Origin of the sequence: Acetobacter ghanensis (assembly GCF_001499675.1) — a bacterium.
Lineage (GTDB): Bacteria > Pseudomonadota > Alphaproteobacteria > Acetobacterales > Acetobacteraceae > Acetobacter > Acetobacter ghanensis.
In genome coordinates, this window is sequence record NZ_LN609302.1 from 1174300 (window position 1) to 1198486 (window position 24187).

Sequence of the window (24187 nt, forward strand, 5' to 3'; positions counted from 1 at the left end):
CGGTTTTCAGGATGAGTGGAAGGCAGATGATAGTGCGCCGTGTTTCGACCCTGATTTCTCCGGTGCTGCTGGTAGGCGGCTGCATGATGCTGAGCGGCTGCTCGGGGCACGAGGCTGCCCGCGCATTTGGCCTGGAACGCAGTCTGCCAGACGAATATACGGTGACAACACGCGCACCGTTGTCCATGCCGCCATCAGATGAGTTGGTGAAGCCCAGCAAAGGGGACGAACGCAGGCAGGACGAAAGTGAACGTCTGCAGGCGCTTGAAACCCTCTCCCCCGATGTGGCGCTGCGCGGCACCAACGGGGACACCAGTGAGGGGCAGACCATTCTGGTGAATGAGGCAACAGCCGCAGCCGATGAACCCGATCAGGGGGAACTGGGGGCTGCTGGTTCGGGCTTTGTGGAGCAGTTGATGTTCTGGAAAGGTGGCAAGGCCGGTGGTGTTGTGAACGCGGATGAAGAAAACCGTCGTCTCAAAACCAATGCAGCGCTTGGCGCACCGCCCACCAAGGGCGTGACCCCGACCCAGCATCCCAAAAAGAAGTAGAGCATGGGTCTGACCATGTCAGACCAGCCAGAGCAGGTTGGTGCAAGTGGGGGGCAGCTAGACCGCCCACATGTACGGCGGTTGCCAGAGGTTATTGTCAACCGCATTGCCGCAGGTGAGGTGATCGAACGCCCCGCTGCTGCTGTCAAAGAACTCATAGAAAACGCCATAGATGCCGGTGCGCGCCGGTTGGACATCTCGCTCGATGGGGGCGGGGTGGACCGTATGATTGTCACAGATGACGGGGTGGGTATGTCCCCCGATGATCTGGCTTTGGCAGTTGAGCGGCATTGTACCTCCAAATTGGGGGACGAGACGCTGGTGCACATCAACACGCTTGGCTTCCGTGGGGAGGCGCTGCCCTCCATCGGGGCGGCGGCCCGGTTGAGCATTACGTCCCGCCCAAGGGGAGAGAGCGGGGCATGGCGCATTCGGGTGGAAGGGGGCAAAACCTATGCGCCCGAGCCTGTTGCCGGTGCGGTTGGAACCAGCGTTGTGGTGGAAGACCTGTTTTTTGCCACACCCGCGCGCCGCAAGTTTTTGAAAAGCGCACGAGTGGAAGGTCGCCATGTGGAAAGCGTGGTGCGTCGGCTGGCATTGGCGGTTCCCCAGACAGCCTTCCGGTTTGTGCTGGATGGGCGCGAGGTGCTGGATCTGCCATCGCAGGACATGGCTGCCCGCGCCGCAGCTTTGCTGGATGCCAGCGAGGCGGACGGCTTTCTAACTATCAATGGTGAGCGTGAGGGTATGACCCTTACAGGCTTTATCTGCCCGCCATCAGTCCATCGTTCCACGGCAAACGGGCAGTTTATGCTGGTTAATGGCCGCCCGGTCGTGGACCCGGTTCTTAAAACCGCCGTGCGGGTGGCGTATCGTCGGGTCATCGAACCTGGTCGCCACCCTGTTGTGGCGCTTATGCTGACGGTTCCGCCAGAACAGGTGGATGTTAACGTGCATCCAGCCAAAACCGAACTGCGTTTTGCAGATGAGGCCGCCGTACGCTCCCTTGTTATTGGCACCATACAGCGCGCGCTGGAGCATGGGGCCGGTGTTGCCGGGGTCCGTCCGGTTTTGTCCGCTGCCCCACGGGCTACGCGGATATGGTACCCGCCGGAGCAGGGGCAGGCGGCTCCGCAACCCGTACCCGCGTATCCTTCTGCCCCTGCGGTCGGAGGTGTGGCGGAACCTCGCCTGATGTTTGGCGATACACCATCGGCCCGGACACTGCCTGTGCCGCCCCAACCCATACCCTGTGGCCCAGAAGGTGCGGCGCAGATAGACGGGCAGGCCAGTGTGGGCCTTCCTGCCATGTTGGATGGCGTAGCAGGTGGGGGTGGGCTGGACCATCCATTGGGTGCCGCAGTCGCACAGGTGCTGGATACGTATATTCTTGCTGTGGCGGCAGATGGCAGTCTGGTGCTGGTTGACCAGCATGCTGCGCATGAACGGCTGACGCATGAGCGGCTGCGGGAGCAGTATCTGGGTGGGCGTGTGCAGGCCCAACGTCTGCTTGTGCCAGATGTGGTGGATTTGCCGCGTGTACAGCAGGACCTGCTGCTGGCCCGCCAGCCTATGTTGGAAAGACTCGGGGTCGAAATAGAAGAATTCGGGGGTGGTTCCATTTTGGTGCGTGCCCTGCCAGCCATGCTGGGACGGAGCGATGCGCTCAGCCTTCTGCGTGATTTGGCGGATGAGCTGGAAGCGGATGAAAACGGCGCACCGGATGAGATGGCATCGCTGGATGGCAAGCTGGATGCGGTTATTGCCCGCATGGCCTGCCACGGCAGCATAAGGGCAGGCCGGCGGCTGACGCCGGAGGAAATGAACGCCCTGCTCCGCCAGATGGAGGCCACGCCCCGGGCTGGCACCTGTTCACACGGTCGGCCAACATGGCTCAAGCTCAGTCGCAGCGATCTCGAAAAGTTGTTTGGCCGCCGCTAGCCGTCCTCCGCCCCTTGCCGGGGTGATCGGCGGAACGTGAACAGCAGAATGCTGGCCTCATGCCGGAAAAAAGCGCACTCTTTTAAAAGTGTCATTAAACCCGGATGGTGTTAAGCCGTGCAGCCAATCCTGCTTTCGCTGATAACCTACCTCCCTCTTGCAGGCGCAGTTGCGGCCTTCCTCTGTCCCGGTCAGGAGCCGGAGCGGGACCGTACGGCGCGCTGGCTGGGGTTGTGGACAACGCTGCTCACCTTTGGGTTAAGCGTGGTGATGTGGGTCGGCTTTGACCCCAACCAGCCCGGCTTGCAGTATGAAACCCGCCTGAGCTGGATGAGTGATTATGGTATTTCCTACCATACCGGGGTGGATGGGATCAGCTTGGTCTTTATCCTGCTAACGGCTTTTCTGACGCCACTGGCACTGGGTGCGGGTTGGCGCAGCGTGCAAACGCAGGGGCGCGACTTTGTAGCCACCATGCTGATGCTGGAAACAGCCCTGTTTGGCCTGTTTTCCGCGCAGGATCTGGTCCTGTTTTACGTTTTTTATGAAGCAACGCTCATTCCGGGCAGCCTGATGATAGGCATATGGGGCGGCAAAAAACGGGTCTGGGCATCGCTCCAGTTCTTCCTGTTTACCTTTGGTGGTTCGCTGTTCATGCTGGTCGGGCTGATTACCATGTGGCTGCATGCGGGCACGACCGATATTCCGGCGTTGATGCACGCAGGCTTTTCCCATTCGTTGCAAGGCTGGCTGCTTCTGGCTTTTCTGCTGGCCTTTGGCGTCAAGCTGCCGCTGTTCCCGCTGCACGCATGGTTGCCAGATGCCTATACGGAGGCCCCAACACCGGCATCGGCCATGCTTTCGGGTGTGTTGTCCAAGACCGGGGCTTACGGGTTGTTGCGCTTTGGGGTGCTGATGTTCCCTGATGCCGTGCGCCAGTTTGCCCCATATGTGCTGGCACTGGGTGTTGTGGCCATTCTGTACGCAGCCTTTGTGGCGTTTGCACAAACAGACATGAAGCGGCTGATCGCCTATTCCTCTTTCTCACACATGGGCATGATCGCGGTTGGTTTGTTTACGCTTACGGCAGAGGGCATAGATGGTGCCATCTTCCAGATGCTCTCGCACGGTGTGGTCATAGCGGCGCTGTTCTTCTGTGTGGCGGCTGTGGCATGGCGGGCAGAAACGCGGGATATTGATGCACTGGGGGGCGTGGCACGGCAGATGCCCATTCTCGCGCTGCTGGCCATGCTGTTTACCATGGCCAATGTGGGGCTGCCCGGAACAGGGTCCTTTGTGGGGGAACTGCTGGTTCTTATGGGGGCGGTTCATGTTTCCATGTGGGTGGCGCTGCTGGCTGGTGGCACCATGATTATGGGGGCCGTGTATATGCTCTCGCTTTACCGCCGGGTGCTGTTTGGCAGCGTGCGTGGGACGGTCAGCCTGCTGCGTGACCTGACTGCGGGCGAAATTGCCGTGCTGGCACCTCTGGCTGTGGTGACATTGTGGATGGGGATTCACCCCGGCACGTTCACCCGGATTTTTGATCCCATGATTATGCAGGCCGTGCACGGAAGCATGGTGAATGTGGCGTCATCCTCCATGCATGAACAGGTTATTCACCTAGCCAGCCGGTAAGATGCCGTAACATTATTCTGGCAGAACAGGCCCATCCTGCGCGATGGGCTTGGAACGTTGGGGCATGAGCACAGTGCCCAGCGATGCCAGAACAATGCAGAGAATACCGCACAGACGCGGAAGTGACGGAATTTCATGCAGCAGCATGGCTCCAGCCAGCGCGGCGGAAACCGGTTCCAGACTACACAATACCCCAAATTCGCGGGCAGAGAGTTTTTGCATGGCCTGCATTTCCAGTGCGTAAGGCAGCGCGGAAGAACAGAGTGCGACAAGAACACTCACCCCCAGCAGGGTAGGAATGTGCAGCCCGGTCCACAGGGCAGGAGCCGTGCAGGGTATGAAAACGATTCCGGCACCACACAGCATACCAAGAGAACACGCCTGACCAGATGGCAGCTTGCCAGCAATATTGCGGGCAAAAATAATGTAAAGCGCCCAGCATGTTGCTGCCAGCAGGGCAAAAATAATGCCTACAAAGTCCGGCCGTATAGCGGATTCCGGGCGCAGAAGCAGCACAAGCCCAAGCACCGTCAGGCTTGTCCACACAACGTCACTCCATCGCCTTGTATGGATAAAGGACAGCACGAGTGGCCCCGTAAATTCCAGCGCCACGGTGGTGCCCAATGGCAGGCGGCCAAGTGCGAGGTAGAAAAAGTAGTTCATGCACGTAAGGGCCAGCCCATACGGCAACACCAGCAGGAGCACCTTGCGGGAGATAGCGTGCCAGCTACGGTAAAACACCATAAGTATGATGGCGGCAAAAAAGGTACGCAGCCCCACCATGCCCGCTGCGCCAAAAGCAGGAAACAGCAGTTTGGCGTAGGACGAACCAAATTGCAGGCAGAGCATCCCGCCCGTAACCTGCGCCAGCGCCGCGAGACGTTCCCGCACTGAAAAAGTAGGCGTGCTCATACGTCGATCACTTTACGGCTGACCGGCTGATAGGAACCGCTCCAGAGGACGGAGTCCGGTCAGATGTCCAGCAGTTCATCAACCGAACGGGCGTGTTCCTGAATGAAGGCAAAGCGGAGTTCCGGCTTGCGGCCCATCAGGCTTTCCACCCGCTCACGCGTGCTCAATCGGTCTTCTGGCGGAGCAACCACACGCAGCAGCGTGCGGCTGCGAGGGTCCATTGTGGTTTCCTTCAGGTCTGCCGGAGGCATTTCGCCCAGACCTTTAAAGCGGGAGACATCAATCTTGCCTCGTTTTTTTGTCAGAACCGCCATTTTGCGTTCGCGGTCGGCATCGTCCATGGCGTAAACGCTGTGGGCACCTTGCGTTAGGCGGTACAGTGGCGGCTGGGCCAGATAGAGATGTCCATTGCGAATAAGTTCTGGCAGCTCACGGTAGAAGAACGTCATGAGTAGCGAAGCAATGTGCGCGCCGTCCACGTCTGCGTCAGTCATGATAATGACGCGGCCATAGCGCAGCTTGGCGAGTTCGAATCGGTCCCCCGACCCACAGCCCAGTGCTTCAATCAGGTCGCGTAGCTCCTGATTGGCGCGGAGTTTTTCTGTTGTGGCGCTGGCCACGTTCAGAATTTTGCCGCGCAGGGGCAGTACAGCCTGTGTCTCGCGGTTACGGGCCTGTTTGGCGGAGCCGCCAGCCGAGTCCCCTTCCACCAGAAAAATTTCGGTGTCCGGTGCATGTTCCTTGGTGCAGTCTGTCAGCTTGCCGGGCAGCCGCAGGCGGCGGGTCGCACTTTTGCGCGGCGTGTCTTTTTGCTCACGGCGGCGCAGGCGTTCTTCTGCCCGTTCAATGGCAAAATTGAGCAGCGCATCGGCCTGTGGCGGGTTCTGGGCAAGCCAGTGGTCAAACCGGTCACGCAGGGCTGTTTCCAGCAGTTTGCTGGCCGCTGCTGTGGTCAGTTTTTCCTTGGTCTGGCCCTGAAACTGCGGGTCACGAATAAAAGCGGACAGGCGCGCCGCAATCATCCCCAGTATGTCTTCGGCCGTAATGCTGGCTGCTTTTTTTATGGATCTCTGGTCGCCCCATGCCCGCAAACCTTTGAGCAGTGCATTACGAAAACCGGTTTCGTGCGTGCCACCCTGCGGAGTCGGAATGGTGTTGCAGTATGAGATCAGCGAGGCCGCACCACTTTCCAGAAAAGCGACAGCCCACTCCACCTTGCCATTATCCGTACCATCGGGCTGTGGCGGCAGGGGGGCCTCCCCAGACCAGAATGGGGTCAGTAGGGGGGCGTTGGGGCCAAGTTCATCCGCCAGACTGTCTGCCAACCCACCGGGGAAGTGGAGAACAGCCTCCGTCGGGGAGTCATCCCCGGTTTTGATCAAAGACGGGTCACACGACCACCGGATGGTCACACCACGGAACAGGAAGGCTTTGGAGCGGCAGAGCTTATACAGCCGGGACGGTACAAAAACGTGCGTGCCAAAAATTTCCGGGTCAGGCTGGAATGTAATCTGCGTGCCGCGTCTGTTGGGGGCGGCTCCGGCTTTTTCCAACGCAGTTACGGGTTTACCGCGCTCGTAGGATTGTTGCCACAGGGTACGGTCCCGCGCGATTTCCACATCCATGCGCGAAGACAGGGCATTAACCACGGATGACCCAACGCCATGCAATCCGCCTGATGTGGCATAGGCTTTGCCAGAAAATTTACCACCCGCGTGCAGGGTGGTCAGAATGACTTCCAGCGCCGAGCGGTCGGGAAAACGGGGATGGGGGTCAACGGGAATTCCCCGACCATTATCGCGGACGGAGAGCCGGTTGTCCGGCGCCAGATGCACGTCAATGGTTGTGGCGTGGCCTGCTACGGCCTCATCCATTGCGTTATCAATAATTTCCGCCGCCAGATGGTGCAGAGCACCCTCATCTGTTCCGCCAATATACATGCCGGGCCTGCGTCGAACAGGCTCCAGCCCTTCCAGCACCTCAATGGCGCTGGCGTCATATGCATCGTTCTCCGGCCCTTTGGAGCGGGCCGAGGCGCTGGCGGATTTGCGGGACGGTGTGGGGGCGGAAAACAGATCGCTCATGCGGGAAGTCTGTCCCGCTTTGGCGTTGATTCGTCAAGCACCAGAGGCGGCTGGAGCATTAAAAGCCCTCTCTGCCGCCTGCGGTTGCTGGTCATTACGCGGCCTTGTGGGTTGTCCGGCGGCGTGCGGGTGCGCGTGTTGTGGTCGGTGCGGCGCAGGTTTCGAACGATGCAGGCTGGATCACATCCTTGGCATCGGAATAGTTGGAGAGGTCTTCTCCATTATCCAGAGCGTTCACTTCATCAAACATGGACATGCGCTGCTGGCAGAAGATGGTGCCAGACTGCAACCCGCGCTCGGACTGCACGTTGGCGAGCTGGGTAATGTAGTCATCATGCTCACGCTGGGCGCTGCGGCCGTAGGTGGAGCGGAAATAGCCGTTCAGCTTGTCTTCCTCATTCAGCAGAACTGTGCGGAACTTGGCGACAAACGCGTTGTAGCGATCCTGCGCACTGCAGGAGAGGGCCGTAACCATCAGCTCGCTTTTAAGGCCCTGCACGTTGAATGCTTCATGCGCGGGGGAATGGCCGCACGGACTGGCGGCAAAAGTAACGGAACCATGCAGAACGCCTGCGGTAAGAACACCCGCGGCAAAAAGACGGGAAAGGAACATACGGTAGGACCTCCGACAGATGCTGCTGAACGCAATAGCCTATTCGGGCAGGAAAGAAACGGCTTAATTTGTCATACCGTCATTTCCAGGCAGGGGGCACATGGTCGGATAACGCATACATCGCCATGTCTTGCCCCTGCTGCGGTAGAATTGTGTTGTGGCAAAACGATGTTTTTACCCCGACCTGCCTGTAAACAGAGAGGCAGGGGTGCCAAAAGGAGCTGTCAGTGCCCCTTTCTTCCTGTAGCGGGATGATTTAAAGGCAATGACGACTCATGCAGCGTATGGCGTGCCGTGCTGGCTTTGCCGGTGGGTAGGCCCAACCCTTTAACCAATATGGAACGCGCTGGGTTTATGGTTGTATTAACAAGAATGAAGCGGAGCTGTGGAGTGCGCTTACGAGGAATTGCCGGGCTGACGCTAACTGCTGGCATGCTTGCCGGCTGCGCGACAACCGTGGGCCCTGTTCATGTCGGATCTCCCAATCCGTTTGGGTATCTCAAAAGGTCTGCCGTGTGCAGCACAACCCCCATCAAGAAAGAGGCTGACGGCCAGCTTTCCACCACCATGACGGTCCGCTCGGATGACGGGCTGTGCGAGGTGCTTGTCTCCCAGCCCAATGGCAAACCCTACCTGTCTTTTGGTGTGGCGCCCGCCCCCGAGCATGGCAAGGCGTTCCTCTACACGCTGGATAACGACACGCACGTAACCTACACGCCCACACAGGGCTATGCAGGACAGGACAAGTTTACGGTTATTCTTATTCCCGGTCCGGGGCAGCAGCGTACCCGTCTGACGGTAACCGCTCAGGTGGACGCAACTGGTGTGTTTGTTCCACACCCGGCTGTTACGGCTCCCACTCCGGCAGAACCGGAAAAGAAAGCTGTAACCAAGCGGGCTTCCCGCCCGGCTAAAGCCAGCAAAAACTGAGCAGCCGTTACAGGCTTGCAAAAAAAGCGGTGTCGTTTAATGCGGCACCGCTTTTTTTATGCCCGTTGAAACGGGCAAACACTAAAGGTCAGATGGAAAACGTGATAGGCTCGCTTTGTGGCCGTTTGAGCCCGGCTTCTTCCGCCTGACGGACCAGTTCGTCCAGCGTGGTCTGGCGCATCTGTTCCGTCAGCTTAGTATCAAACTCACTCCAGCAGGGTTCAATAACCTTGTGAAAGAGCGGGCCTTTAGGGCCTTCGCTGCCTTCGGAGTCATCGTTCAGAACAGCTTCAATAATGTTAATCAGGGAGACATCGCGCCGGGGGCGACCCAGCCGGTAACCTCCACGGGGGCCGCGAATGCTTTCCAGCAGTCCAGAGCGTGAGAGAGCCTGAAGCAATGGTTCAATTCCCCGGCGCGCCAGACCAGAGCGCTCGGCAATATCCGCAGCACTGACTGCGTTGGAGCGTCCCGCGTGGAAAGCAACGTCCAGCATGATGAGAACAGCGGTCATTGCTCTGTCACGACGAAGAATCATGCTCGAGGTCCTTCCTGCTTGCTTACGGTCTGGCCTATGCGGTGCCAGCCTTGCTGTGTTGAGTGCTTATAGCAGGGGAATGCCTGTTTATCTACGTTGGAAATTCGTATTATAAGACTGTTGAACAGATAAACAGTTCAGGTAGGGACCAAATGCCATCAACAACGCACGATAACGGGGGATACGGCTTTGCAGCACCTCGTGGGAGAGTTTACGACTCGGTTTTGAATGTGGTGGGTGGAACACCTCTGGTCGCACTGCCGCGTATTACGAACGAAGATAAACTGACAAGCCGGGTGCTGCTGAAGCTGGAATTTTTTAACCCGCTCGGTTCAGTCAAGGACAGAATCGGCACGGCCATGGTGCTGGATGCCGAGCGCAAGGGCAAGATTGTTCCGGGCCGGACGCTGCTGGTGGAGCCGACCTCGGGCAATACGGGTATTTCTCTGGCTTTTGTTGCCGCCGCGCGTGGCTATAGGCTGATTGTGACCATGCCAGAAGGGGCCTCCATAGAACGCCGTCGTATGGTGCGGTTGATGGATGCGCAGGTGGAACTGACCCCGGCGCGCCTTGGCATGGCAGGCGCTATTGCCCGCGCGAATGAAATTCTGGCCGAAACACCAGATGCCTGGATGCCTGACCAGTTTGATAATCCGGCAAACCCGGCCGTTCATGCAGCGACTACGGCAGAAGAAATTTGGGAAGATACGGCTGGCAAGGTCGATATTATTGTGGCTGGTGTAGGCACAGGTGGTACCGCCACAGGCATTGCAGAAGCCCTTAAACCCCGGCGTAAGGGGATTCAGGTCTTTGGTGTGGAGCCGGCAGAAAGCGCTATTCTGAATGGTGATGAGCCCGGTCCTCACGGTATTCAGGGCATTGGTCCGGGTTTTTGCCCGGCAACACTGCACCTCAAGTCTCTGGATGGTGTGCTGACTGTTTCTGAACGCGAGGCGATTGCTGCTGCCCGCCGGTGTGCGCGGATAGATGGTATTCCCGTTGGTATTTCCTCCGGGGCGGCACTCCATGCTGCTTTGCTGCTGGCGCGGAAAAAGGAAAATGAAGGCAAGACCATTGTTGCCATAGCGCCATCGTTTGCAGAGCGTTACCTCTCCACATCTCTGTTCTCTGGTCTGTAGGCACCTGCGGGCACGAGGCATAAAAAAAGCCGCCTTACTGGCGGGCTTTTTTAGGGGCAGACAAGACTGCCAATTAACGGAAAATAATTTCCACGCGCCGATTCTGGGCTTCCTTGGTGTTCGGGCCAGTCTGCACCAGTGGGTGGGTATCGCCGTAGCCATGAATATCAATGGTGGACCCTGCAATCCCGTCACGCATCAGCTCGGCTTTAACAACCGTTGCGCGGCGGATTGAGAGCTTCATGTTGTATTCCTCACCCGCTTTTTCGCCCGGATGAGCGGATGAGTTATCCGTGTAACCAGAGACGGTAATGCGGGTCAGGGCTACATGGGCTGCGGCCTGTGCAGCTTCGTTCACAATGGAACGCGCTCTGTCCGTCAGCTCCGTTTTGTCCCAGTCAAAAAAGACCAGATAGCTGCGTGCCGCCAGCGGGGCGGGAGCCACGGAAGCTGCGGCAGGTGGAGGCGGAGGCGGTGCGGGGTTAAATTCGTAACGCAACCCAAGCATCATGGAATGGTTGAAGTCTGTGACGGTCTTATGGCTGCCGCTTATGGTCTCTGTCCCAGCCAGCGCCTGTGTTCCACCAATATTGCCCGTGGAAGTCACGGTGTGGGACTGCGGGCCAAACATGGTCCAGAACCGGTATTCCGCCGTGGCAGACAGGCCAACAACCCACGGAACGGGGAAGGAAAGACCAAAGATGCCCTGATAGGTGGCGTTGCCGTAGGTGCCGCCAATATGCTGCGATGTGACACCGCCAGAAGCATTGTGGCCAATGAGTGAGGCATTGGTGGATGTCCACCCATAGCCAACACCCGCCCCGAAGTAGGGGAACAGCCACGGCTTGCCAATATCCAGATCAAACAGGGCGTTGACCATGACGCCATAGGTCTGGCGGCGGCCGTCTCCCTTTGTCGCCATGGTGTTGGTTACAAGGCGATTGTAATCCATGTTGCGGTAGTCGCCTTCGACCTCAACACGGAAACCGTTGCCAAGGCCCCAGCCGACCGAGCCGATTCCAACAGCGCCAGTCTTCCAGCGGTCCCGGCCATCCGGGAAGTTGGCCGTGCTTTTGACGCGCTGGTCCTGGTTAAGGGAGGCACCACCCTCTCCAGCAATATAAAGCCCCTGAACAGGCTGTGCATGCACGGAGACGGCCGACAGCAGGAGGCCCGCCGCAAGCGGCGCAGAAAGCAGCGTTTGCGCAAGCAGTATCCGGCGCGGCTTCATGGTCTTCTCCCTGCTGTGGCAAAGGTTGTGCGATACATCACGTATGGCGTTTGATGGTACGAGGGCACACATGCCTGCTTTCTTTGCTGTAAAGTTGTGTATGACGCAACAGGCAGAAGCCAGACTTTTCCCAAAGTTGTGGTTTTTATGCGTCATAAATACCGCAGGCGTGTGGGTTAAGCCACAATACCTACCTTTCTTGTCAGATCAGTATTGCTTCAAACGGAGGGCTGAAATCTGAAGATTCAATTTCCAGCACCCATAAATCAGGGTCGTATTTGAGTTGTCGGTCAACATAGGCCTGAATCTGGTCAGCAGGGACTGGGGTTGTACCTGTACCACGGAGCCATGCGGCCTCTCCCTCCGCTGTGCGGGTCTGGGATAGGACGACGCCATCTCCGTTGCGTCCGGCCAGCACAACTAGAATCCCTCCTGCATCGGGGTCTCCTTTACGCAGCAGCATGGCCGAGCGTCCATCCAGCCCGGACTGGCGGAGCAGGGCACGGGCGACAAGGTCGGTACGCAGGCGTGGGGGGGATGTCATATCAGGCCTTTATGGTGCGGCGGAAAGCTGTGCGGCGGGAGCTGCATCGTCCGGAATGGCTGCGATGGCAGTCTTGTACCATGCCGGATGGTTTATAAGGTCCCGTGCGACACTAATGTCGCGGTCATTACCCAGTGCAGCCGGGCAGGCCTTGCGAATGGCCAGAATATTGGGAACCGTAAGCGGGTAACGGGCTGCGCGGGAGGCTGTTATGGCGGCCTGGTTGGCCAGCCTGCCACTGGCAAGCGTATGCAGGGCGCGGTTGGTATCGGCTTCGCCCAGACTGGTGCAGACCTGCGGCATCACCCCCAGCCCCTGCAGGGGCCAGTGCAGGGGCGCAATGACACGGCTCCACGTCACAAACAGTTCTCCCTCATCCGGCAGTTGGGCCACGGTCTGCACCAGCCCTTTGCCCAATGTGGCGCTGCCAATGACAACGGCGCGTCGGTGGTCGGCCAGTGCTGCGGCCAGAATTTCTGCCGCACTGGCGGTGCGGCCATCCACCAGAACGGCAATGGGCAGACCGTTGGTCATGTCGCCACCCTGTACAGCCCATATATGGTTGGATTGCGGGTCGCGCCCACTGGTTACAGCGGCCACACCGTGGTCCAGCAGCAGGGCCGCAGCGGTTACCGCCTGTTGCAGCACGCCCCCCCTGTTGCCGCGCAGATCTATGATGAGGCCACGCAAATTTTTGTCCTGCGTTGCCTGATCCAGATACTGGCTCATTTCCTCCGCAGTGTCGGAGGAAAAAGCAGTAACGCGCAGCACCACAATGGGGCCGCTAACAAAGGCGAACACGGTTTCTGGCGGCACTTTGGCGCGCCGTAGGGTGACTGTATGCGCACGGCGCTGCCCGGGGGACAGCAGGCGTAGCATAAGAGCGCTATCCTCCGGCCCGCGAAGCCACTCCGTGACCGTGGCGGCAGACTGACCGGTTGTGGACTGGCTGTTGACGGCAAGCACCCGGTCGCCGGTATCAATTTCCGACGTCCATGCAGGGCCGTTCGCGTTAATGGCGGACACCACAATATACCGCCCGTTCTGGGCCAGTGTGATGCCTGCATCGGCTTCCCCCCGGTTCGGGCCTCGCGGTCCGTGCTGGCGGAAGACGGGCCTATGTAGCGGGAGTAGGGGTCCAGATGGTTGAACAGCTCATCAAAAAACGCCTGCAACAGATCATCACGCTCGGCGGCGTGTACGGCTGTGGAGTGGGCGCGTGCCGCTTCCAGAAAATCGGTCGCCAGTTTGGCCCATTCATCCGTGCTGTCCGCAGGGGGGCGGTGCGGGAGAGCAGGGGTTGGGGGCCAGCCAGCAGTTGAATGTTAGCCCCACGGGAATCGAAGGTTAGCGTAGGGTCCAGCGCAGTCAGGCACCCAAGCCCCCATAGGGTAAAGTCCCTGCTGCTATGAGGCTCAAGTGTGCGAGGACCCAAAAATTCCAGAGCTGTCGCAATAACAGAATGCACCAAGGGCATATCCACAGCCGGAGGCTGCGGAGGGGGCGGGGCATCTGGCTGTGATGGCGGGTTTGCCGCGCTTGGGGGCGCAACGGTCGCATCCGCAGTGGTTGGCGCAGGTTGGGGGGTTGCCGGGGGCGGGTTGGGCACGGCTGGTCCGCTGCTGCTTTGGGCGTGCAGGGGTGTTGGCTGACACAGGAGCAGGATGGCCAGCATGACTCCGGGCAAGTGCAACTGATGCTGCACAATGGCGCGAACATAGTAGCGGAACGGGAGTTCAGCACGCATGGGTAGGGGACGCCAGTACGGACACGCCACGCGCCGGACAGGTTGCCAGCAGAACTGCCTTAAGCAGCGCCCCGCTCTGGGTATGGGGCGTGTGGCGGGCAGCAATGCTGCCGTACAGCGAGTCGTCATTCATCCTTGCGCAATCCGGAAAAGCAGACCAAGGCAGCAAAGACGGAGTTCCTGTTTTCGTCAATCGCACACAGAGGCCTTGCCGTGTTGTTGTGGTGGCATGGATGTTCACGTTTTGCCCTATAAGAGGCGTGAGAAAGGCCGCCGCCAGCCGGTTTTGGCAGTCCTGCGTGCTTCTGGTCGCACGGCGTTCGGTAAAATTAAGGTGCGATGCCAAAGAGCAATCCTGCCCGGAGAGTGGCGCGCAGGCCACATCGGAACCCGTTGGGCGGCCACCACCACACCATGCGCTGATGGCTCTATGCGCCACCAGATCGGCATAACGTCGGATTGGGCTGGTGAAGTGCGTATATAAAGGCAGACCAAGGCCATTATGGCGGCCCGCTACGGTGCTATAACGCGCGGCGGGGCGGGGGTGCGCCGCGCTAGGGGCCGCATGAACCCGGAACAGGACTGGGAGCCGATTATTATAAGCGGTTTCGGCTGCAAGCGCGTTTGCAGCAATCATGAAGCTGGCAACCAGATCATGGGTTGCAAAGCGTTCACGCGGTAAAAAGGCAGCAGGCTGCCCATCAGGGTGGAAGGTGATGGCCCAGGCATCTTCTTCCAAACGCATGACTCCGCGTTTGGTTGCAGCGTTATCCAAAGCACGGCCCGCAGCCTGTAGTGTACCCAGCAAGGTAGGAGGAAGTGCATGGATGGGATGTGCGGGTGGGAGCGGGTTACCGTCCAGCGCATCCTGCGCATCACGGTAGGTCAGGCGGGCTGCGCTCTGCATGATGCCTTGGCCGATCGTGCCGTGCAGTATTTCTCCATCATGCGTTATGGAAATATCCGCAAACAGGCAAAGCCGGTCCTGCCCCGGTAGGAGTGAGCAGGCATTGGCCGACAGGCTAGGCGGGAGCATGGGCACCACGCGGTCGGGTAAATAGAGCGAGGTGCCTCGCAAGCGTGCATCCGTGTCCAGCGCCGACCCTGTGGGAACGTAGTGGCTGACATCTGCAATGGCGACGATGAGGTGAAAACCTGCCTCGGTTGGCTCCGCCCATATGGCATCGTCAAAATCCTGCGCTGTGTCATCATCCAGCGTTATCAGGGGGAGGTTCCGCAGGTCCCGCCGGTTGTCGGGGGCAGGCTGGTTTTGTAGGGCTGCTGCAAGGTCTGCAATGCGTTGGCCTTCCTGCTCTGCCGCGCTGGAAAAACAGGTCGGCACGTCATGCGTCAGCAGGCTTAACTGGCTGGGCATACCAGCTTGCGCCGCATGTCCATACGGAGCAGGCTTGTCCACAGCAAGGGCGCCATCGGGCATGAGGCGTAAGGTTGCCAGTACAACTTCTCCCGGTTCCGGCAGAGCATACTGGCCCGGTTCGGCCAAAGAGAATGTTCCAGAAATTTGCGGGTTGCAGGCCCATAACTGGTCCATGGGCGTGCCGTTAGGGTCAAGCGCACGGGCAAAGGCCAGTGTTTCGCACGTTCTGGCCAGCAGGCGTTCTGCCCGTGCCTCCCGGCGGCGGTTCCCGCAGGATGGGCGCAGACGTGCCAGAACCGTATCTCCGGGGAGGGGAAAGGGCAAGCCGGGTGCCAGTGTCTGGAGCAGGACCGAGGCTGCTGCTGGGTCATCGGCCATGATGCCGCAGGGCGTTCCATCCATGCGGATGTGGGTTATGCGCACCCGTGCGGTTTCTGGCAGCCCTATGGATGTTTTGAGGCGTCCTGCAGGCAGGTCCAGCAAAGCGCCACTCAAAGCCATATCGTGCAATATGGCTTTGAGGCGGGCCTTGTCCCGCACGGGGCGGCCGAATGCCCTGAGAATATCTGTCAGCCCTACAGGGGCGACCCCGTCCAGCAGGAAGGCCCGAAGTGCTGCGCTGGAAGGAAGGGCAGCAACTTCAGACCTGCCAGACATGGGTTATTCAGCCTTTTTCTTACGTGTTGTTGTTGTGGTCTTGCGGGCCTTGGGCTTGGCGGCAGGTTTATCGTCTTCCGTAGTGGCTGCTGTTTTGGCCTTGGTTGTTTTTTTGGCTGTTGTCTTGGTTGCCGTTTTGGGGGCTGCTTTTTTCTTGGCCGTCGTCTTTTTGGCGCCAGCCTTGGCTTTGAGCGGTTTGCCCTTGTCTGCCAGCAGGGCTACGGCCTCATCAAGCGTGACCGCATCCATATCTGTGCCGCGTGGCAGGGTGGCAACCACCTGCCCATGCTGTGCATAGGGGCCAAAGCGGCCCTTGCGCACCATCACAGGTTCTCCATCCTTGGGGTGGTTACCCAGATTACGGATGGAGGCCAGTTTTTTGGCCAGTGCATCAACAGCACGGTTCAGCCCTACGGTCAGGACATCATCATCCTTGTCGAGCGAGCCATAGACTGCACCCATTTTAACGTAGGGGCCAAACCGGCCCAGACCGGCCTCTATGGGCTCGCCCGTTTCGGGGTGCAGCCCCACAAGGCGAGGGAGCGAGAGCAGACCAACAGCCTGATCCAGCGTAATACTGGCTCCGTCCATACCCTTTGGCAGAGAGGCGCGGCGGGGTTTGGCTTTTTTGTCCGCAGGGTCGGGTTCTCCCTGCTGCACATACAGGCCCCACGGCCCCTGACGAACCGTAATATCCTCTCCCGTTTCCGGGTGCTGGCCCAGCAGGCGCATACCGTCCTTGAGCGCGCCGCTTCCATCGCCATCTTCGGCGCTGTCGGCGGTCAGGCGGCGGGTGTACTGGCACTCGGGGTAATTCGAGCAGCCAATAAAGGCACCATAACGCCCCAGTTTGAGGCCAAGTCGCCCCGTACCGCAGGATGCGCAATGCCTTGGGTCCGAGCCATCCGCGCGGGGGGGGAAGAAGAACGGACCAAGATCCTTGTCGAGTGCATTCAGCACGTCGGTAATGGTCAGTTCCTTGGTGTCACCCACCGCTTTGGAAAAGTCGTTCCAGAAGGACGCCAGAACTTCCTTCCACTGGGCCTGCCCGTCTGAAATATCGTCCAGAAGCTCTTCTAGACTGGCGGTAAAGCCCGTGTCCACATAGCGTTCAAAGAAGGACACAAGGAAGGCAGTTACCAGCCGCCCGCGGGCTTCTGGCACAAACCGTCTATTTTCGAGCTGGACGTAACTACGGTCTTGCAGAACGGTCAGGATGGAGGCGTAGGTCGAGGGACGGCCAATGCCCAGTTCTTCCATTTTTTTGACCAGCGATGCTTCCGAATAACGTGGGGGCGGCTGGGTAAAGTGCTGCTCGGCCTCCACGCCTTCCCGCTTGAGCGGGTCTTTCTCATGCATGGGGGGGAGCATGCGGGATTCGTCATCCGCTGCTTTTTCGGTGTCATCCCGCCCTTCACGGTAGAGCTTGAGAAAACCGTCAAAGGTGATGATCGAGCCATTGGCACGCAGCACCGTCTGGCCGGAGGGGCCAGCAATATCCACAGCAACCTGATCCAGCGTGGCCGATTCCATCTGGCTGGCCACTGCGCGCTTCCACACCAGTTCGTACAGGCGGCGCTGGTCGTTGTTCAGGTGGCGGGCGACCGATTCGGGCGTGCGGGAAATATCCGTGGGGCGAATGGCCTCATGCGCTTCCTGCGCATTTTTGGCTTTGGATGTGTAGTGGCGAGGCTGGGCGGGCACGTAGTCTGCGCCAATTTTGCTGCCAATATGGCTGCGTATGGCGTGTACGGCCTCCTGCGCCATGGTCACACCATCGGTTCGCATATAGGTGATCAGGCCGACCGTTTCCCCACCCAGATCCATACCTTCGTAGAGCTGCTGGGCAGTGCGCATGGTGGTCTGGGCACTCATACCCAGCTTGCGCGATGCCTCCTGCTGCAAAGTGGAGGTGGTAAACGGTGGCTGCGGGTTACGCCGGACCTTGCGCCGCTCAATGGAGCGAACACTCAGTTCTTCTGCTTCCACCGCGCGTTTGGCAGCTTCGGCCTGCTCGGCATTGCCAAGGTCAAACTGGTCGAGCTTTTTGCCGTTCAGGTGGGTCAGGCGTGCGGTAAAAGGCGCGTTGCCCGGCGTAAGCAGCGATGCCGTTACGCTCCAGTATTCACGCGGTTTAAAGACTTCAATCTCCGCCTCGCGCTCACAGATCAGGCGCAGGGCAACGGACTGCACGCGCCCGGCACTGCGCGAGCCGGGCAGCTTGCGCCACAGCACGGGGGAGAGGGTAAAGCCTACTAGATAGTCCAGCGCGCGCCGGGCCAGATAGGCCTCGATTAGCGGAAAATCGAGGTCGCGCGGGTGCGCCATGGCGTGTTTGATGGCGCTTTTGGTAATTTCGTTAAACGTAACGCGCTGCACGTCCACGCCTTTGAGCGCGTTGCGCTCCTCCAGCATGGCGCGCACATGCCACGAAATAGCCTCGCCCTCCCGATCCGGGTCAGTGGCAAGGTAGAGGTGCCGCGCACCTTTGAGCGCCTTGATGATGGCGGCAACCTGCTTTGTACCGCGTTCATCGGCCTGCCACTTCATGGCAAAGCCTTCGTCCGGCAGGACAGACCCGTCTTTGGGTGGGAGGTCACGCACATGCCCAAACGATGCAAGCACCGTGTAACCATCGCCCAGATATTTGTTGATCGTTTTAGCCTTGGCTGGGCTTTCGACCACAACAACGTCAGTCATACTCTCTCCGACCTGCCCGGAAGCAGCACTTACCTACTCGTTTCTGCCTGCCCGTTAGTTAGCCCAACGCGACCATCCTGATAGGTGGTCACCTGACCTGACAGCTCAAGCTGGGTGAGCGCGGCCAGAACGACAGAAGCCGAGAACTGGCAGCGCCTTATAAGATCGTCAACAGCTACGGGTGTAAAGGATAGAAGGTCAAGCAGTTGCCTGCCGGGGTCTGCGCTGGGGTTCGACGCAGGGGAGGAAGGGGAGAGTTTATCTTTAATGCTTTGATTTAAATCGTATTTTTTGGAATTCGTATGAGCTTCTGCATCGCTTTTAAGGGGTGGAAGAGATGCAAATAGGTCCAGCGTGGATTTTGTCTTTGACAGACCCGCAGATGAGTATTCGGGGCTGGGCAAGGCAATATGGGGCAGAATATCAGCGGCGCGTTCGGTCAGAATAGCGCCTTTGCGCAGCAGGTCATTACTGCCCCGGCACCGTGGGTCCAGAGGGGAGCCGGGTACGGCAAACACCTCACGCCCATAATCTGCCGCCATACGGGCAGTGATTAATGTGCCGGAATGGGGGGCCGCCTCCACAACAACACAGCCAAGGGCAAGCCCCGCAATAAGCCGGTTCCGGCGCGGAAAATGGCGGCCCTGAGGGGCTGTGCCAAGGGGGGCTTCGGTAATAACGGCCCCCATCTGCGCTATGTGTGCCTGTAAGGTGGCGTTCTGTGCAGGGTAGGGACAATCCAGCCCACCGGCTATGGCGGCAATGGTCAGCCCCTGCCTGTAAAGCGCGCCTTTGTGGGCCGCACTATCAATGCCCCGCGCCAGACCGGAAATAACGGTCAAGCCGGAGTCGGCCAATTCTGTTGCAAGGCTTTCCGCCAGCCGCAACCCTTGTGCGGAGGCATTGCGGGCTCCCACAATGCCTATGCCGGGCTGGTGTAGGCAGGCCGCATCGCCCAGAACACTCAACACGGGCGGAGCATCGGGGATGTGGCGTAAAAGGGCCGGGTAGTCCGGGTCCAGCAGGGTTAAAAACTGGCCGCCTAATGCGAGCGTGCCCTCTATTTCCCGTTCAATGCTGTCCGCTGAGGGGATGGAAGGCTTGGTGCGCCCACGCACAGGCAGACCGGGGAGGGCGTCCAGCGCTGCGGCGGGCGAACCATACTGTGCTACCAGCCGCTGCCATGTGCGCGGCCCTACCTGCTCCGTGCGTGCCAGCCGGAGGGCTGCACGCAAGTCGTTTATGCCTTGGTGGGCTGGGGTGAACAAAATGGCTGGTCAGTTTTTTTCTGGCCAATGCGGGACTCGGTTCCCCGCAGGATACGACCAATGTTTTCATGGTGCCGGGCAATGACCAGCAGGCTGATCAGCAATGTGGCCATAGGCTTGGGGCTGCTCTGAAAAGAAAATCCATACAGGGCCAGAATAACCACGGGCATGACCACAAACGCCGCCAGAGCACCAGCGGAGGAAATGCGGGAAGCCTTGGCAACCCCTAGCCAGACGGCACAGCCGATCAACCCCGTAATGGGGGAGAGGGCAAGCAATGCACCCAACCCGGTTGCAACACCCTTACCACCACGAAAACCCAGAAAAATGGGGAAACAATGCCCAACCACAGCCGCCAGTGCCGCGAGGGACGCAGTGCGGTCCGAAAAATCGGGCGATGTCATGACCCATGCGATCAGAACCGCCAGAAACCCTTTGGCCGCGTCCAGCCCCAGTGTGGCTGCGGCCAGATCCTTACGGCCGGTGCGCAGCACATTGGTGGCTCCAATATTGCCAGACCCGATCTTGCGCAGGTCTCCTGCGCCACCAATGTTGGTCAGGATCAGCCCGAACGGTACGCTTCCAAGGGCGTACCCCATGAATGCCATAGCCGCCATAAGCCACAGAATGTAGGAGGGGAGCTGCTCGGTCATGCCGCGTCTGCCTCATACACGCGCTGACCAGCCTTCCATGTGCCCAGCACGCGGCCTTCTAATGGGCGGCGGTCAAACGGTGTGTTCTGCGCGCGACCGGGGAGTTTGCCAGCGGTGACCAGCCAACTCTGGTCCGGGGCAAACAGGCAAAGGTCCGCCTGCGCGCCCATAGCCAGAGTGCCCGCCTCCACGCCCAGCAGGTTAGCAGGGCGGTGGGTCAGGAGTGCTAGAGCCTGTGGCAAGGTCAGCGTACCATCATGCACACGGGCCAGCGTTACGCCCAGCAGGGTAACCATGCCTGTGCCGCCGGTTGCGGCCTGTGCAAACGGCAGGCGTTTGTCGTCCGCATCTCTTGGGTGATGGTCGGAGGCAATGGCGTCAATCGTGCCATCAGTCAGCGCCGCGCAGACGGCCAGCCGGTCGGCCTCACTCCGCAATGGGGGAGAGAACTTGGCGTAGGTTCTAAAATCGCCAATCGCGTTTTCGTTCAGGTCAAAATAAGGGGGGGCTGTATCGCAGGTTACGTTCAGCCCGCGCGCCTTGGCCTGACGGATCAGGTCCAGTCCTTCCCCTGTGGAAACATGACCAAAATGCAGGCGGCCCCCGGTCAGTTCCGCCAAGCGGATGTCCCGCGCGATCATAATCGATTCGGCAGCGGTGGGAATGCCCGCAAGCCCAAGGCGGGTTGCCAGTGCGCCAGATGTGGCACAGCCCGAGCCAGCCAGAGATGGGTCTTCGGGGTGCTGCACCACCATGGCGTTAAACCCGCTGGCGTAAGCTAGTGCCAGCCGCATGAGGCGGGAAGGGTCTATGGCGCGGTTGCCATCGGTAAAGGCCACGGCTCCCGCTTCGTGCAGCAGGCCGATTTCGGCCAGTTCCTTTCCTTCGCACCCTTTGGTCAGGGCACCATAGGGCAGAATGGTTACGGCCCCGGTTTCCTCCCCACGGGTGCGGAGCATCCGGACAAGGGCGGGGTTATCTATGGCGGGTTTGCAGGTGGGGAGTACTGCAATGGTGGTAATACCCCCAGCAGAGGCTGCACGGGTGGCGGAGGCTATGGTCTCACGGTACTCGTAGCCCGGTTCGCCAATTTCTACGCGCATGTCCACAAGGCCGGGGCACAGCACGGCACCTTGCCCATCCACATGGGTTGCCCCTTCTGGCCTGCCTTCGGCCCCCGGTTTGTCTATGCTGGCTATCCGTCCGTCCTGCACCAGCAGGCGGCCGGGCTGGTCCAGCCCGGAGGCGGGGTCGATCAGGCGAACATTTTCAAAAACAACGGTGGTCATGGCGTTTGCCTGCTGCGTGTAAGGCGGTCCAGAACGGCCATGCGTACGGCCACACCCATTTCCACCTGTTCCTGAATAACGCTCTGGTCGGAATCGGCAACGGAGCTGTCAATTTCCACGCCCCGGTTCATGGGGCCGGGGTGCATGACCAGCGCGTTTTTGTGCGCCAGATCCAGCCGCCTGCGGTCCAGACCAAAAAAGCGGAAGTATTCGCGTGCGCTGGGGATAAGCCCGGAGGACATGCGCTCACGTTGCAGGCGTAGCATCATCACCACGTCCACATCACGCAGGCCATCTTCCATGCTGTGGTGGATGTCCACCCCAAGCTGGCCGAGGTTGCCCGGAACCAGTGTGGGCGGGCCCACAAGGCGCACGGAACTGCCCATTGTAGTGAGCAGATGAATATTGGAGCGCGCCACGCGGGAATGTGCGACATCCCCACAGATAGCGACTTTAAGCCCCCCCAGAGTGCCGTGGTGGCGGCGGATGGTCAGCGCATCCAGCAAGGCCTGCGTGGGGTGTTCGTGCATGCCATCGCCAGCATTCACGACCGAGGCTTCCACCTTGCGGGCCAGCAGGGCTGGTGCGCCCGACTGGGAGTGGCGGACCACAAGCAGGTCCGTACGCATGGCGTTAAGGGTCGCTGCGGTGTCCAGCAGGGTTTCCCCCTTGTTCACCGAGGACTGGGCGACGGACATGTTGATCACGTCCGCCCCCAGCCGCTTGCCTGCCAGTTCGAAGGAGGTACGCGTGCGCGTACTGTCTTCAAAAAACAGGTTGATCAAGGTGCGCCCGCGCAGCACATCGCGCGGGACCTTGCGGGAGCGGTTGAGCAGGGCATAGCTCTCGGCCAGATCCAGCAAAGGCTCGATCTGGTCTGGCGTCATGCCCTCCAGCCCGAGCAGATGCCGGGTGTGGCGGCCGGGAAAGCTAGCCATGCAGGACGGCTCCTATTCTGGCCAGTGTTTCATCCCGGCCCAGCGCTTGCAGGGTTGCATCAATCCCCGGAGAGGAGTTGGAGCCGGTTACGGCTGCGCGCAACGGCTGGGCAACCTGACCAAGCTTGTGGCCGCCACGCTCGGCAAAGGCGCGCAGGGCGGTGTCTATGTTTTCGGGGCTGAAGGGTTCCACCACGGCCAGATCCCGCGCCAGTTCACCCAAAAGGGCACGCCCTTCGGGGGTAAGCAGCTTTTCGGCCTTGGCGTTCATGGGCAGGGGCACATGGCGGCCAAGGAAGGCGGCATTCTCGGTCAGTTCAACCAGTGTGCGTGCGCGTTCCTTAAGGCCGGGCATAAGAGCCAGCACACGGGCACGGGTGGTTTCGTCCACATTAACGCCTTCAACTTTTTTCAGGCGTTCCATCACGTCATCCGTCAGGCGCACGTCATCTGCCTGCCGCAGCCATACGGCGTTGATGTGGTCGAGCTTGGCGTAATCCATGCGCGAGGGCGCGCGGCCCACACCATCAATGTCGAACAGCTTGATCTGTTCTTCGCGCGAGAGGATTTCCGCATCCCCATGCCCCCAACCCAGACGGAGCAGGTAGTTGCACAGGGCTTCGGGCAGGTAACCCATATCCCGGAATTCCACCACGGACTGCGCGCCATGGCGTTTGGACAGCTTGGCACCATCGGGGCCATGGATAAGCGGCAGGTGGCCAAAACGCGGCAGGTCCCAGCCCATGGCGCGGTAGATCATGGCCTGACGGAAGGTGTTGGTCAGGTGGTCATCACCACGGATCACGTGGGTAATGGCCATGTCGTGGTCATCCACCACCACGGCGTGCTGGTAGGTGGGGGTGCCATCGGAACGCAGGATGATCATGTCATCCAGTTCCACATTGGCCACGCGGACTTCGCCCTGCACCAGGTCGTCAATGACCGCATCCCCTTCACGCGGGGCTTTAATGCGGACGGCAAAAGGAGCGCCTTCGGGGGCTTCGGCCGGGTCCCGGTCACGCCAGAGGCCATTGTAGCGCGGGGGCTTGCCATTCTTCATGGCGTCCTCACGCATCTGCTTGAGTTCTTCTGGCGTGCAGTAGCACTTGTAGGCCAGACCTTTTTCAAGCAGTTCCAGTGCGACCTCGCGGTGGCGTGCCTCACGCGTGGACTGGAAGACGGGTTCCTCGTCCGGCGTAATGCCCATCCAGTCCAGTCCCGCAAAAATAACATCTACGGCCTGTTGGGTGGAGCGTTCGCGGTCGGTATCTTCAATACGCAGGAGGAATTGACCGCCATGGTGACGGGCAAAGAGGAAGTTGAACAGGGCTGCGCGGGCGTTGCCAATATGCAGCAGGCCTGTCGGACTCGGAGCAAAGCGTGTGCGGATGGTCGTCATGGGGCGTTTCTTTATCACGCGCGGGCGCAGGGAGCCA

18 protein-coding genes and 1 pseudogene are annotated in these 24187 nt (G+C 59.8%); 5 read left to right on the plus strand and 14 right to left on the minus strand.

Translation table 11 applies throughout. The features are described 5' to 3' along the window. The first annotated feature begins 29 nt into the window (after window positions 1-29). The 3 genes from AGA_RS05720 (at window position 30) to AGA_RS05730 (ending at window position 4130) form a co-directional block, all read left to right on the plus strand. Complete coding sequence (locus tag AGA_RS05720; RefSeq protein WP_083503672.1) at window positions 30-551, plus strand: DUF3035 domain-containing protein; 522 nt, start codon at window positions 30-32, stop codon at window positions 549-551. Between the two features lie 15 nt (window positions 552-566). Beyond that, window positions 567-2492 carry a DNA mismatch repair endonuclease MutL gene (mutL, locus tag AGA_RS05725; protein WP_059024684.1) on the plus strand — a complete coding sequence of 642 codons (1926 nt, stop codon included), beginning with the start codon at window positions 567-569 and terminating at the stop codon, window positions 2490-2492. 117 nt (window positions 2493-2609) lie between these two features. Then, entirely contained in the window at window positions 2610-4130 is a 1521-nt protein-coding gene (locus tag AGA_RS05730; RefSeq protein WP_059023432.1) for a complex I subunit 4 family protein, read from the plus strand. Window positions 4131-4142: 12 nt separating this feature from the next. On the opposite strand, the gene AGA_RS05735 is transcribed toward AGA_RS05730, so the two are convergent. The 3 genes from AGA_RS05735 to AGA_RS05745 form a co-directional block, all read right to left on the minus strand. After that, entirely contained in the window at window positions 4143-5042 is a 900-nt protein-coding gene (locus AGA_RS05735) for an EamA family transporter (RefSeq protein WP_059023433.1), read from the minus strand. Window positions 5043-5101: 59 nt separating this feature from the next. Further along, window positions 5102-7126 (minus strand): DNA topoisomerase IV subunit B, encoded by a 2025-nt coding sequence (parE, locus tag AGA_RS05740; RefSeq protein ID WP_059023434.1) that lies wholly within the window; start codon window positions 7124-7126, stop codon window positions 5102-5104. A gap of 94 nt (window positions 7127-7220) precedes the next feature. After that, window positions 7221-7739: a hypothetical protein gene (locus AGA_RS05745; protein ID WP_059023435.1), complete on the minus strand. Its 519-nt coding sequence runs from the start codon at window positions 7737-7739 to the stop codon at window positions 7221-7223. Between the two features lie 390 nt (window positions 7740-8129). Here AGA_RS05745 and AGA_RS05750 point away from each other — a divergent pair, with 390 nt between their 5' ends. Continuing rightward, window positions 8130-8669 (plus strand): Ig-like domain-containing protein, encoded by a 540-nt coding sequence (locus AGA_RS05750; RefSeq protein WP_059023436.1) that lies wholly within the window; start codon window positions 8130-8132, stop codon window positions 8667-8669. Window positions 8670-8757: 88 nt separating this feature from the next. Here AGA_RS05750 and AGA_RS05755 read toward each other — a convergent pair whose 3' ends face one another. Then, a complete protein-coding gene (locus AGA_RS05755) occupies window positions 8758-9207 on the minus strand; it encodes an RrF2 family transcriptional regulator (protein ID WP_059023437.1) in 450 nt (149 codons plus the stop codon). Between the two features lie 152 nt (window positions 9208-9359). Between AGA_RS05755 and cysK the strand changes: the two genes are divergently transcribed. After that, window positions 9360-10346, plus strand: coding sequence for a cysteine synthase A (gene cysK, locus AGA_RS05760; protein ID WP_059023438.1), 987 nt, complete (start codon window positions 9360-9362; stop codon window positions 10344-10346). A gap of 73 nt (window positions 10347-10419) precedes the next feature. Here cysK and AGA_RS05765 read toward each other — a convergent pair whose 3' ends face one another. The 10 genes and pseudogenes from AGA_RS05765 to gltX all read right to left on the minus strand — a co-directional run bounded on the left by AGA_RS05765 (window position 10420) and on the right by gltX (window position 24150). Next, window positions 10420-11649, minus strand: coding sequence for an OmpA family protein (locus AGA_RS05765; RefSeq protein ID WP_172793721.1), 1230 nt, complete (start codon window positions 11647-11649; stop codon window positions 10420-10422). 130 nt (window positions 11650-11779) lie between these two features. After that, window positions 11780-12121 carry a DUF1491 family protein gene (locus AGA_RS05770; protein ID WP_059023440.1) on the minus strand — a complete coding sequence of 114 codons (342 nt, stop codon included), beginning with the start codon at window positions 12119-12121 and terminating at the stop codon, window positions 11780-11782. A gap of 9 nt (window positions 12122-12130) precedes the next feature. Continuing rightward, window positions 12131-13796: pseudogene (locus AGA_RS14390) on the minus strand (S41 family peptidase). Between the two features lie 61 nt (window positions 13797-13857). After that, window positions 13858-15903, minus strand: a complete 2046-nt coding sequence (locus AGA_RS05780) for an RNB domain-containing ribonuclease (protein ID WP_059023441.1) — start codon at window positions 15901-15903, stop codon at window positions 13858-13860. A gap of 3 nt (window positions 15904-15906) precedes the next feature. Further along, window positions 15907-18603: a type I DNA topoisomerase gene (gene topA / locus AGA_RS05785; RefSeq protein WP_059023442.1), complete on the minus strand. Its 2697-nt coding sequence runs from the start codon at window positions 18601-18603 to the stop codon at window positions 15907-15909. Between the two features lie 29 nt (window positions 18604-18632). Beyond that, window positions 18633-19847 (minus strand): DNA-processing protein DprA, encoded by a 1215-nt coding sequence (gene dprA / locus AGA_RS05790; RefSeq protein ID WP_059024685.1) that lies wholly within the window; start codon window positions 19845-19847, stop codon window positions 18633-18635. Next, window positions 19844-20524 (minus strand): glycerol-3-phosphate 1-O-acyltransferase PlsY, encoded by a 681-nt coding sequence (gene plsY / locus AGA_RS05795; RefSeq protein WP_059023443.1) that lies wholly within the window; start codon window positions 20522-20524, stop codon window positions 19844-19846. Before plsY ends, dprA begins: the two co-directional genes overlap by 4 nt. Beyond that, window positions 20521-21813, minus strand: a complete 1293-nt coding sequence (locus tag AGA_RS05800; RefSeq protein ID WP_059023444.1) for a dihydroorotase — start codon at window positions 21811-21813, stop codon at window positions 20521-20523. Before AGA_RS05800 ends, plsY begins: the two co-directional genes overlap by 4 nt. After that, window positions 21810-22751 (minus strand): aspartate carbamoyltransferase catalytic subunit, encoded by a 942-nt coding sequence (locus AGA_RS05805; RefSeq protein WP_025827260.1) that lies wholly within the window; start codon window positions 22749-22751, stop codon window positions 21810-21812. The genes AGA_RS05800 and AGA_RS05805 overlap by 4 nt, the downstream gene beginning before the upstream one ends. Further along, window positions 22744-24150, minus strand: coding sequence for a glutamate--tRNA ligase (gene gltX / locus AGA_RS05810; protein ID WP_059023445.1), 1407 nt, complete (start codon window positions 24148-24150; stop codon window positions 22744-22746). The genes AGA_RS05805 and gltX overlap by 8 nt, the downstream gene beginning before the upstream one ends. Window positions 24151-24187 lie beyond the last annotated feature (37 nt).

Bases quoted from the DNA above. Each gene is read 5' to 3' on its own strand.
- mutL (WP_059024684.1), top strand. From the start codon at position 567: ATGTCAGACCAGCCAGAGCAGGTTGGTGCAAGTGGGGGGCAGCTAGAC.
- AGA_RS05735 (WP_059023433.1), bottom strand. From the start codon at position 5,042: ATGAGCACGCCTACTTTTTCAGTGCGGGAACGTCTCGCGGCGCTGGCG.
- parE (WP_059023434.1), bottom strand. From the start codon at position 7,126: ATGAGCGATCTGTTTTCCGCCCCCACACCGTCCCGCAAATCCGCCAGC.
- AGA_RS05745 (WP_059023435.1), bottom strand. From the start codon at position 7,739: ATGTTCCTTTCCCGTCTTTTTGCCGCGGGTGTTCTTACCGCAGGCGTT.
- AGA_RS05755 (WP_059023437.1), bottom strand. From the start codon at position 9,207: ATGATTCTTCGTCGTGACAGAGCAATGACCGCTGTTCTCATCATGCTG.
- cysK (WP_059023438.1), top strand. From the start codon at position 9,360: ATGCCATCAACAACGCACGATAACGGGGGATACGGCTTTGCAGCACCT.
- AGA_RS05765 (WP_172793721.1), bottom strand. From the start codon at position 11,649: ATGTGTGCCCTCGTACCATCAAACGCCATACGTGATGTATCGCACAAC.
- AGA_RS05770 (WP_059023440.1), bottom strand. From the start codon at position 12,121: ATGACATCCCCCCCACGCCTGCGTACCGACCTTGTCGCCCGTGCCCTG.
- AGA_RS05780 (WP_059023441.1), bottom strand. From the start codon at position 15,903: ATGTCTGGCAGGTCTGAAGTTGCTGCCCTTCCTTCCAGCGCAGCACTT.
- topA (WP_059023442.1), bottom strand. From the start codon at position 18,603: ATGACTGACGTTGTTGTGGTCGAAAGCCCAGCCAAGGCTAAAACGATC.
- plsY (WP_059023443.1), bottom strand. From the start codon at position 20,524: ATGACCGAGCAGCTCCCCTCCTACATTCTGTGGCTTATGGCGGCTATG.
- AGA_RS05800 (WP_059023444.1), bottom strand. From the start codon at position 21,813: ATGACCACCGTTGTTTTTGAAAATGTTCGCCTGATCGACCCCGCCTCC.
- AGA_RS05805 (WP_025827260.1), bottom strand. From the start codon at position 22,751: ATGGCTAGCTTTCCCGGCCGCCACACCCGGCATCTGCTCGGGCTGGAG.
- gltX (WP_059023445.1), bottom strand. From the start codon at position 24,150: ATGACGACCATCCGCACACGCTTTGCTCCGAGTCCGACAGGCCTGCTG.